The organism is Pseudoalteromonas sp. GW168-MNA-CIBAN-0100 (genome assembly GCF_040309225.1).
Classification (GTDB): domain Bacteria; phylum Pseudomonadota; class Gammaproteobacteria; order Enterobacterales; family Alteromonadaceae; genus Pseudoalteromonas; species Pseudoalteromonas arctica.
In genome coordinates, this window is sequence record NZ_JBEOOL010000832.1 from 1 (window position 1) to 252 (window position 252).

Below are 252 nucleotides of genomic sequence, written 5' to 3' on the forward strand. Positions count from 1 at the left end.
TGAACTTGAGTGGCATTAAGATTATTGAGTTGCTCGTTGTTGAGCAAGTCATCAAACGAGCGATGATAGTTACGGGTTATTATTAGCTTATTATTGTCGTCAAATAATGCAATCGCTTTTACTACTGGGGAGTGCTTATTGTGGGTATAGCTAATGACACGATTTAGTAGTTGTTTGTTTTTTTCAAGTAATGGCTGCTCAAGCGCAATAGCAAGGGGCTCTGAAATAGTCGTCCCTTGTTGATATAAAATT

At 37.7% G+C, this 252-nt stretch carries 1 protein-coding gene; it reads right to left on the reverse strand.

Annotated elements, in window-relative coordinates; translation table 11 throughout:
• The coding region (locus tag AAEY62_RS23620) for a hypothetical protein (RefSeq protein ID WP_502935564.1) at positions 1-252 on the reverse strand (252 nt) is incomplete at both ends.